At 51.1% G+C, this 7,695-nt stretch carries 7 protein-coding genes; 1 reads left to right on the top strand and 6 read right to left on the bottom strand.

What is annotated here, in order from left to right; translation table 11 throughout:
• The 6 genes from argH to recA form a co-directional block, all read right to left on the bottom strand.
• Window positions 1-1,368, bottom strand: a 1,368-nt coding sequence (gene argH / locus Q0257_RS07855; RefSeq protein ID WP_298023707.1) for an argininosuccinate lyase, incomplete at its 3' end; no start/stop codon positions are given.
• Between the two features lie 192 nt (window positions 1,369-1,560).
• On the bottom strand, window positions 1,561-2,190 hold the full coding sequence (locus Q0257_RS07850; protein WP_298023704.1) for an NAD(P)H-dependent oxidoreductase: 630 nt from the start codon (window positions 2,188-2,190) through the stop codon (window positions 1,561-1,563).
• Between the two features lie 9 nt (window positions 2,191-2,199).
• Window positions 2,200-3,390, bottom strand: coding sequence for a hypothetical protein (locus Q0257_RS07845; RefSeq protein WP_298023701.1), 1,191 nt, complete (start codon window positions 3,388-3,390; stop codon window positions 2,200-2,202).
• Entirely contained in the window at window positions 3,387-4,214 is an 828-nt protein-coding gene (locus tag Q0257_RS07840; RefSeq protein WP_298023698.1) for a hypothetical protein, read from the bottom strand. The genes Q0257_RS07845 and Q0257_RS07840 overlap by 4 nt, the downstream gene beginning before the upstream one ends.
• A gap of 1 nt (window position 4,215) precedes the next feature.
• Complete coding sequence (eno, locus tag Q0257_RS07835; RefSeq protein WP_298023695.1) at window positions 4,216-5,466, bottom strand: phosphopyruvate hydratase; 1,251 nt, start codon at window positions 5,464-5,466, stop codon at window positions 4,216-4,218.
• Entirely contained in the window at window positions 5,466-6,509 is a 1,044-nt protein-coding gene (recA, locus tag Q0257_RS07830; protein WP_298023692.1) for a recombinase RecA, read from the bottom strand. The genes eno and recA overlap by 1 nt, the downstream gene beginning before the upstream one ends.
• A gap of 290 nt (window positions 6,510-6,799) precedes the next feature.
• On the opposite strand from recA, the gene Q0257_RS07825 reads away from it, so the two are divergent.
• A partial coding sequence (locus Q0257_RS07825; protein ID WP_298023689.1) for a menaquinone biosynthesis family protein occupies window positions 6,800-7,695 on the top strand: 896 nt, incomplete at its 3' end.

Genomic DNA, 7,695 nt, shown 5'->3' with positions numbered 1-7,695 from the left:
TTTCAGCCACCCGTTTAAAATTTCAATCTGCGCCGCCACGCTCTCATTTGCCGTGCCTCCTTGCGACTTGCGTGCCTCCTTAGAAGCGTTTAAATCAAGAAATTTAACCGCACCCGCGTCCAAGCTTTCATCCACGCTTGCAAGCTGCTGCGCATTTAGCTCGCTTAAATCTAAGCCTAAATTTTCCGCATACGCCACGGCCTTGCCCATGATGAAGTGTGCCCGGCGAAACGGCACGTTTTTCTCCCGCACGAGATAATCCGCCAGATCGGTTGCCGTAAGGTGCCCACGTCTGGTCATCGCGAGCATATTTTGTTCGTTAAATTTAGCCGTTTTTAGCATCTGTTTCAAAATTTCAAGGCTCGCAAGCGCGGTGGCGACGCTATCAAACACACCCTCCTTGTCCTCTTGCATGTCCTTGTTGTAGGCCAGCGGCAAGCCCTTCATCACCGTTAGCAGCGCGACGAGATTGCCGTTTACGCGCCCCGTTTTGCCGCGGATGAGTTCGGCGACGTCGGGGTTTTTCTTCTGCGGCATGATCGAGCTGCCCGTGCTGTACGCGTCGCTGATCGTGACAAAGCCAAACTCCTGCGAGCTCCACAAGATGAGCTCCTCGCACAGGCGCGACGCATGCGTCATCAGCACGCTTACGTTAAACAAAATCTCAAGCGCGAAATCGCGGTCGCTGACGCTATCCATCGCGTTTGGCGTCACTCCCGCAAATCCAAGCTCTCTCGCGACCAGCTCGCGGTTTATCGGATGCGGCGTGCCCGCAAGCGCGGCGGAGCCCAGCGGACAGAGATTATTTCGCTCGCGCGAGCTGGCAAGGCGCTCGTAGTCGCGGCGAAACATAAACGCGTAAGCTAGCAAATGATAGGCAAGGCTCACGGGCTGGGCGTGCTGAAGGTGCGTGTAGCCGGGCATCAGCGTGTCCACGTGCTCGCTAGCGATATCTCGCAGCGCGGCGATCAGCTCGCGAGTTTTTTCGGCGATCTGAGCGCCGCTTTTAAGCACGTAGAGGCGAAAATCAAGCGCGACCTGATCGTTTCTGCTGCGCGCAGTGTGCAGCCTGCCGCCAAGATCGCTTCCGATGAGCTCGCTTAGGCGCTTTTCGACCGCCATGTGGATGTCCTCGTCGGCGGTTTTAAACTCAAATTTACCGCTTTTTATCTCCTCGAATACGGCGTCAAGCCCCGCGACGATCTTTTCGCTCTCGTCAGGCTTTAAAATCCCGCAGGCGCCCAGCATTCTTGCGTGCGCCTTGCTGCCTGCGATATCCTCCTGCCAAAGCGCCCTATCAAAGCCAATCGAGGCGTTAAACTCCTCCAAAAGCGCCGAACTCGCCCCGCTAAAGCGCCCTTCCCACATTTTTTTCACGCTCGCTCCTTCGTTTAAATTTTCGGTGATTTTATAAAATTTTAAATCTCGCCGCACAAGATTTGCGGGCGAGAAAAAAGGCTAAAGCGCGGTAAATTTCTAAAAAATGCGCGTACCGCTTCGCGCACTAGACTTTGGAATTTATTGCGCCTCGAGCTTAGCGCTTCAAAAGCGCTTGCCAGCTTATTCGATCCACTTTACTACGTCATCCATGCTGCGGCGGATCTTTTGCGGCTGTGGATTTACGCGGTAGCCGAAAGGCACGAGCAGCGCCACGCGGCGCTCATTCCATTTCAGATTCAAAATCTCTCCGAGCGCTGCGCGATCAAAGCCCTCCATCGGGCAGCTGTCGATGCCGCGACTTGCGGCCTCGTTCATCATCGCAAGTGCTGCAAACATGCACTGCGCGTGCGACCAATTAAATAGCTCCTCATCGTCGTTGTGAAAATAACCGCTTAAAAAATCTTGATAAAATTTATGCCTGTCGCCGATATATTTGGGCGCTTCATCTTTTTTACGCGTAATCATTCGCTCGATATAATCACTTCCTAGCTTTATGTCCTTGATCTTTGCTAAAATCACGACCAGATGTGAGCAAGAGGTGATCTGCGGCTGATTCCACGATTTTTCGCGGATCTGCTCGCGCAACGCCTTGTTTTGCACAACCAAAAAGTCCCATTGCTCTAGCCCCGTAGAACTAGGTGCTAAGATGCCTGCCTGCAAAATGGCGTCAAAATCGGCTTTGCCGATTTTTTTGTTCTCGTCAAAAATTTTGCACGCATGGCGAAATTTCATAATCTCTAAATGTGTCATAGTCTCTCCTTAATTAGAATTTTTGTAAATCAAATACCCGCCATCTTTGCGTCTGATGCTGAGGTTGCCCTCGCGCGAGCGCACGCCGATGCGGTAGTAGCCGTCCTCTTTAGTGACATTAATATCGCTAAAGCCACCGATATTTACAGCAAAGCTCGCGCCGCTAAGTGGGATCTCTTGGCGCCAAAACTCCGCCTCAAGCGTGCCCGAAGCATTTGCGTCGGAGCTTTTGAAATCGTCTGCGGTGATGAGTTGCACGCTGTCTTTGCGGATGACAAATTTCAATCCATCGTCAAATTTAAGCGTCTCTAGCGGCAGCTCCAGACGTGGCGCGAAGCCAGGTGTGATACCACTTTGTGAGACTTGCTTTTGTAAATTTGGATCGGTCGAAGTAACCGAAACGTCCAGTGCTCTATGTAGCGCAGGTTTGGCGCTCGCGCTTAGCACGAAATCATCGTGCCAATCAATCGAGCGATTGATATCAACGATCTTTTCGTGTAAGACCCCGTCGTCGTCCCTATATCGCACGATCAGGCTTTCGATCGTAAGGGCGTCGGAGGGAAGCGCAAAGGTTTGCTGCGTAAAATTTTTAGGCGCGGGAGTATTTTGCGGCGTGGCGGCGGAACTTTGCGTCGGATTGGAATTTTGCGGAGCAGATTGCGCGTTTTGTTGCATAGTGGAGTTTTGCACCGTAGAATTTTGAGCTGTAGAATTCTGTGCCGCCTTAAAATTTTGCACCATTGTAGAATTTAACTCGCTTACTTCTGGCACGATCGGTAACTCATCAGGAGGCGGAAGCATCGCAACTGAAGGCTGCGCAGAAGAGTTCAGCTCCGTTTTTATGACCTGCAAAGGAGCGCCGATGCCCGCTTTGGGGCCAGGAGCTTTTTTTTCGGTCTGCGAGAGCTGCGCGCTAACGGCTTTTTTGGCGGCGCTTGCTTTAATACTGGAATTAGCTTCTGCGACGCTTTTTTGCATTGCTGCGATAGGACTTTTAGATGTTTCAGGTCTCATTACAGCTTGCTTTTTAGCGTTTGGGCTTTGTGTACCTGTCTTTGGCCCTTTAATCGCCAAATTGGTAGAATTTTGCTCTTTTACCGCGACGATGCTAGGTTTCGTAGCGTTTGAATTTGCGCCATTTAAATTCTCAGCGTTTAAAAAAGCGCAAAGACCTAAAATTAGCAAAGAAATTTTTCTCATTTTTTAAGGTCCGGATCGAGCGAGCGACGCTCTAAATAAAGCTTTTGCAGCTCAGCGTTTTCCTCTTTTAGCCGCTCGACGTCGGTGAATAAAAACGCCTTTTCTTTTTGCAGCTGGCGCAGCACCTCAAACGATCGCTTGCCAAACAGCACGTCGCCCACGAAGATACCCGCAAAAACGACGCAGACGATCAGCGCAAGAGCTGCAAAAATCTGCTTAAGCGGTGAAAACGGATTGATAAAATTCAGCCGTTCTTTTAAATTTTTACGCTTCTTTAAAGCTTTTTTAGCGGCAGGATCTGCGTTTTGCGGTGCAAAAGAAAATCCTTGCGTGGCAGGATTTATATCTTGTGCCGCAAAGCCCGTGCCTTGAGAGCTGTAGTCTGCACTTTGAGCCGCAAAACCCGCATCGTTTGGGAAGCAGTTTTCTTTCGCGTATAATTCTGCATTCTTTAAATCGCCGCCCCCAATAAATTCCGCGCTGTAAAAGCCCGCGTCTGCTTGCATATTGCCTTCGTAGTTTCCGCTTGCAACGGAGCTTTTACCACTTAAATTAGAGCCGCCGCCTCCGGCATCAGAGGCAGAGCTTGCTTCGTCTATACTGCGCGAAGCTACGTTGCGATTTTTCCGGAAGCCAGCCCCTACCTCGCTAAAGCCTCCGCCAAAATTTTCATCGCTATAAAATTCATCATCGTCAAAAAAATCGTCCTCGTCAAAGTCTGCGTCTGAATATCTGCCTTGCGTGTCCGTATAATCCGCTCCGTCCGCATAGGTGCGTTGCGCGCCGCCTTTTAAGCCCCGCTTGGACTTTTTTTTAAAAAACATTTTAAATTCGGCTTCCTAAAAACTCGTCCGTCTCGCGCTCGATCTCAAGCAGGCGGTTGTATTTGGCGTTGCGTTCGCTTCTTGAGGTCGCGCCCGTTTTGATTTGGCCCGTATTCATCGCGACGGCAAAGTCCGCGATAAAGCTATCCTCGCTCTCGCCGCTTCTGTGGCTCATCACGCAGCGGTAGCCTTTGCGCTGAGCTAGGCGGATCGTCTGCATAGTTTGGCTAACCGTGCCGATTTGATTTGGTTTTATTAGGATCGCGTTGCCTACGCCTTTGGCGATGCCTTCGCGTAAAATTTTCTCGTTCGTTACAAATAGATCGTCGCCCACGAGCTGCACTTTAGAGCCAAGCTTGCTCGTTAGCTTCGCCCAGCCTGCCCAGTCGTCCTCGCTTAGACCGTCTTCGATCGAAAATATCGGATACTTCTCGCAAAGCTGCGCGTATCGCTCGATCAGCTCTTCGCTACTAAATTCCTTGCCTTCTAGCTTATATTTGCCGTTTTCGTACAGCTCGCTAGCCGCGACGTCAAGGGCTAGTTTGATCTGCTCGCCTGCCTTGTAGCCCGCTTTTTCGATAGCTTGCATGATGAGTTTGATCGGCTCTTCGTTATCGTTTAAATTCGGCGCAAATCCGCCCTCGTCGCCCACTGCCGTACTGTGGCCTGCCGCGTTTAGAAGGCCTTTTAGCGTGTGGTAAATCTCCGTCGCCGCTCGCAGTGCATCGCTAAATTTATCAAATCCAAACGGCATAATCATAAATTCTTGAAAATCCACGCTGTTGTTCGCGTGCGCGCCGCCGTTGATGATATTAAACATCGGCACGGGTAGCACGCTAGCGTTCGCGCCGCCAAGGTAGCGATATAAAGGCACGTCAAGGCTTTTAGCAGCCGCGCGCGCTACCGCCATAGATACGCCAAGCACCGCATTTGCGCCCAAATTTGAGTAGTTATCGGTGCCGTCAAGCTCGCGCATTTCATCGTCAAGAGCCTTTTGATCGAAGGCATCCAGTCCAATCACAGCTTCGGCGATCTGGGAATTTACGTTTTCAACAGCCTTTAGCACGCCCTTGCCGCAGTATCTCTCGTCTTTATCACGAAGCTCTAGCGCCTCGCGTTTGCCCGTGCTTGCGCCGCTTGGGACTATCGCGCTTGCTACGGTGCCGTCGCTTAGAACCACGGTTGCCTTCACGGTTGGGTTGCCGCGGCTGTCTAGCACCTCTATCGCATAAACATCTTCGATATAAATCATTATTCATCTCCACTTTGTAAATTTTCTTCATCGTCCACGTCTGCGCTGAAATTTACGCTACCCATCTGCTCGCGGATCTTTGCAGTGATCTCTTCAGCGACAGCAGGGTTATTCTCTAGATAAATTTTAGCGTTTTCGCGCCCTTGACCCAACTTAGTGTCGCCGTAGCTGAACCATGCACCGCTTTTATCGACGATGTCGAGCTTGACGCCGTAATCGATCAGCTCGCCCACTTTGCTGATGCCTTTGCCGAACATTATGTCAAATTCCGCAATCTTAAACGGCGGCGCCACCTTGTTTTTCACGACCTTGACCTTGGCGCGGTTGCCGATACTCTCTTCATTTTGTTTCAAAGTAGCGATCTTGCGTATATCGATGCGCACCGAAGCGTAAAATTTAAGCGCATTGCCGCCGGTTGTCGTCTCGGGCGTGCCGTAGCCCATCGCGCCGATCTTCATACGGATTTGGTTGATAAAGATCACCGTCGTATTCATCTTATGCACGACGCCTGCGAGCTTACGCAGCGCCTGGCTCATAAGTCGCGCCTGAAGCCCCACGTGCTGATCGCCCATGTCGCCCTCGATCTCGTTTTTTGGCGTGAGCGCGGCGACGCTATCTACGACGATAAGATCGATCGCGCCGCTCTTTGCTAAGGTTTCTACGATGTCGAGCGCCTGCTCGCCGAAGTCGGGCTGGCTGACGTAGAGATTGTCGGTATCGACGCCTAAATTTGAAGCGTATTTGACGTCCAGCGCGTGCTCGGCGTCTACGAATGCGCAAATTCCGCCCGCTTTTTGGCACTCGGCGATGATATGAAGCGTAAGCGTCGTCTTACCCGAGCTCTCTGGCCCGTAAACCTCGATGATGCGCCCTTTCGGCACGCCGCCGATGCCAAGCGCGATGTCAAGCCCCACCGAGCCCGTAGAGATGGCGTCTATCGGCTCGACCTGCTTATCGCCCAGCCGCACAAGCGTGCCCTTGCCGAAAGCTTTGTCGATCGATTTTAGCGCCGCATCCAGCGTCTTTTTCTTTCCCTCGTCCATGTTTTTCCTTAAAAATAAATTCACCTAATTTTACCAAATTTGAAATGAATTTTTGATTATTCGCCCAAATTCGGCGCGGTATCGGAATTTGAAATTTTTAAGGAGCGCAAAAAGTTCTGCAGGACGAGCGGAGAGCGTTAAATTTAGCCTTTTAAACGAGCCCTGTTTTCACGCTTTTCTTTAGAAATTCCGCATTTTTATGAGGGCTGTAGCAAAATTTCACTATAATTTCGCAACATTTTGGAATTAGGCCGCGCGCGAAATTTAAAGCGGAGCAAAAAGGATTAAATTTGAAGATTTTTAAGCATATAAACGTCGCTCACTCGCCCGACGCCGACGATATTTTTATGTATAAGGCGATTGATTTCGGCTGGGTGAGTTCAAAAAATCTAAAGCTTAGCGCCACGGCGCTTGATATCCAGAGCCTAAACGACGAGGCGCTAAAGGGCACTTACGAGGCCACGGCAATTAGCTTCGCGCTATATCCGCTAATCTGCGACGAATACGCGCTTTTGCGCACGGCGGTGAGCTTCGGCGAGGGTTATGGGCCAAAGCTCGTTAAGAAAAAGGGCGCGGTTTTAAAGCGAAATTTCAAGGTCGCGCTAAGCGGCAAACACACGACAAACGCCCTGCTTTTTCGCATGGCTTACCCGCAGGCACACATAGTTTATAAAAACTTTCTCGAGATCGAGAGTGCGGTTTTAAGCGGCGAGGTGGACGCTGGCGTGCTGATACATGAGAGTATTTTGGACTTTTCGGACGAGCTTTGCGTGGAGCGCGAGATCTGGGATATCTGGAGCGAGCTAGCGGGCGAAAATCTGCCGCTGCCGCTAGGAGGCATGGCGGTTCGCCGCAGCCTGCCAATAACGGACGCCATCGAGTGCGAGCGCGTGCTAACTGAAGGCGTGCGCATCGCCACCGCGCATAAGCCCTTTTTATCGCATATGCTCATGGAGCGAAATCTCATCCGCGTAGACGATGCAAAGCTCGAAAAATATCTGAGCCTTTATGCCAACGAAGCCTCGATCGAGCTTTCGGGGGTACAGATAAGAGCGGTGGATAGGCTGTTTGAGCTTGGTTACGAGCGCGGATTTTACCCTACGCCGCTTAGTGCGCAGGAGAATTTTATCCCGCGCGAATATAACGAGATCCGTTTCGCGGACTGCGGTGGGCAAAACCCGATGTA

It is taken from the genome of uncultured Campylobacter sp., assembly GCF_938018035.1.
Classification (GTDB): Bacteria; Campylobacterota; Campylobacteria; order Campylobacterales; family Campylobacteraceae; genus Campylobacter_B.
Note: the sequence above shows the minus strand (reverse complement) of the source record. Positions and strands in the feature narration are given on the sequence as shown.

Bases quoted from the DNA above. Each gene is read 5' to 3' on its own strand.
- Q0257_RS07850 (WP_298023704.1), bottom strand. From the start codon at position 2,190: ATGACACATTTAGAGATTATGAAATTTCGCCATGCGTGCAAAATTTTT.
- eno (WP_298023695.1), bottom strand. From the start codon at position 5,466: ATGATTTATATCGAAGATGTTTATGCGATAGAGGTGCTAGACAGCCGC.
- recA (WP_298023692.1), bottom strand. From the start codon at position 6,509: ATGGACGAGGGAAAGAAAAAGACGCTGGATGCGGCGCTAAAATCGATC.
- Q0257_RS07840 (WP_298023698.1), bottom strand. From the start codon at position 4,214: ATGTTTTTTAAAAAAAAGTCCAAGCGGGGCTTAAAAGGCGGCGCGCAA.
- Q0257_RS07845 (WP_298023701.1), bottom strand. From the start codon at position 3,390: ATGAGAAAAATTTCTTTGCTAATTTTAGGTCTTTGCGCTTTTTTAAAC.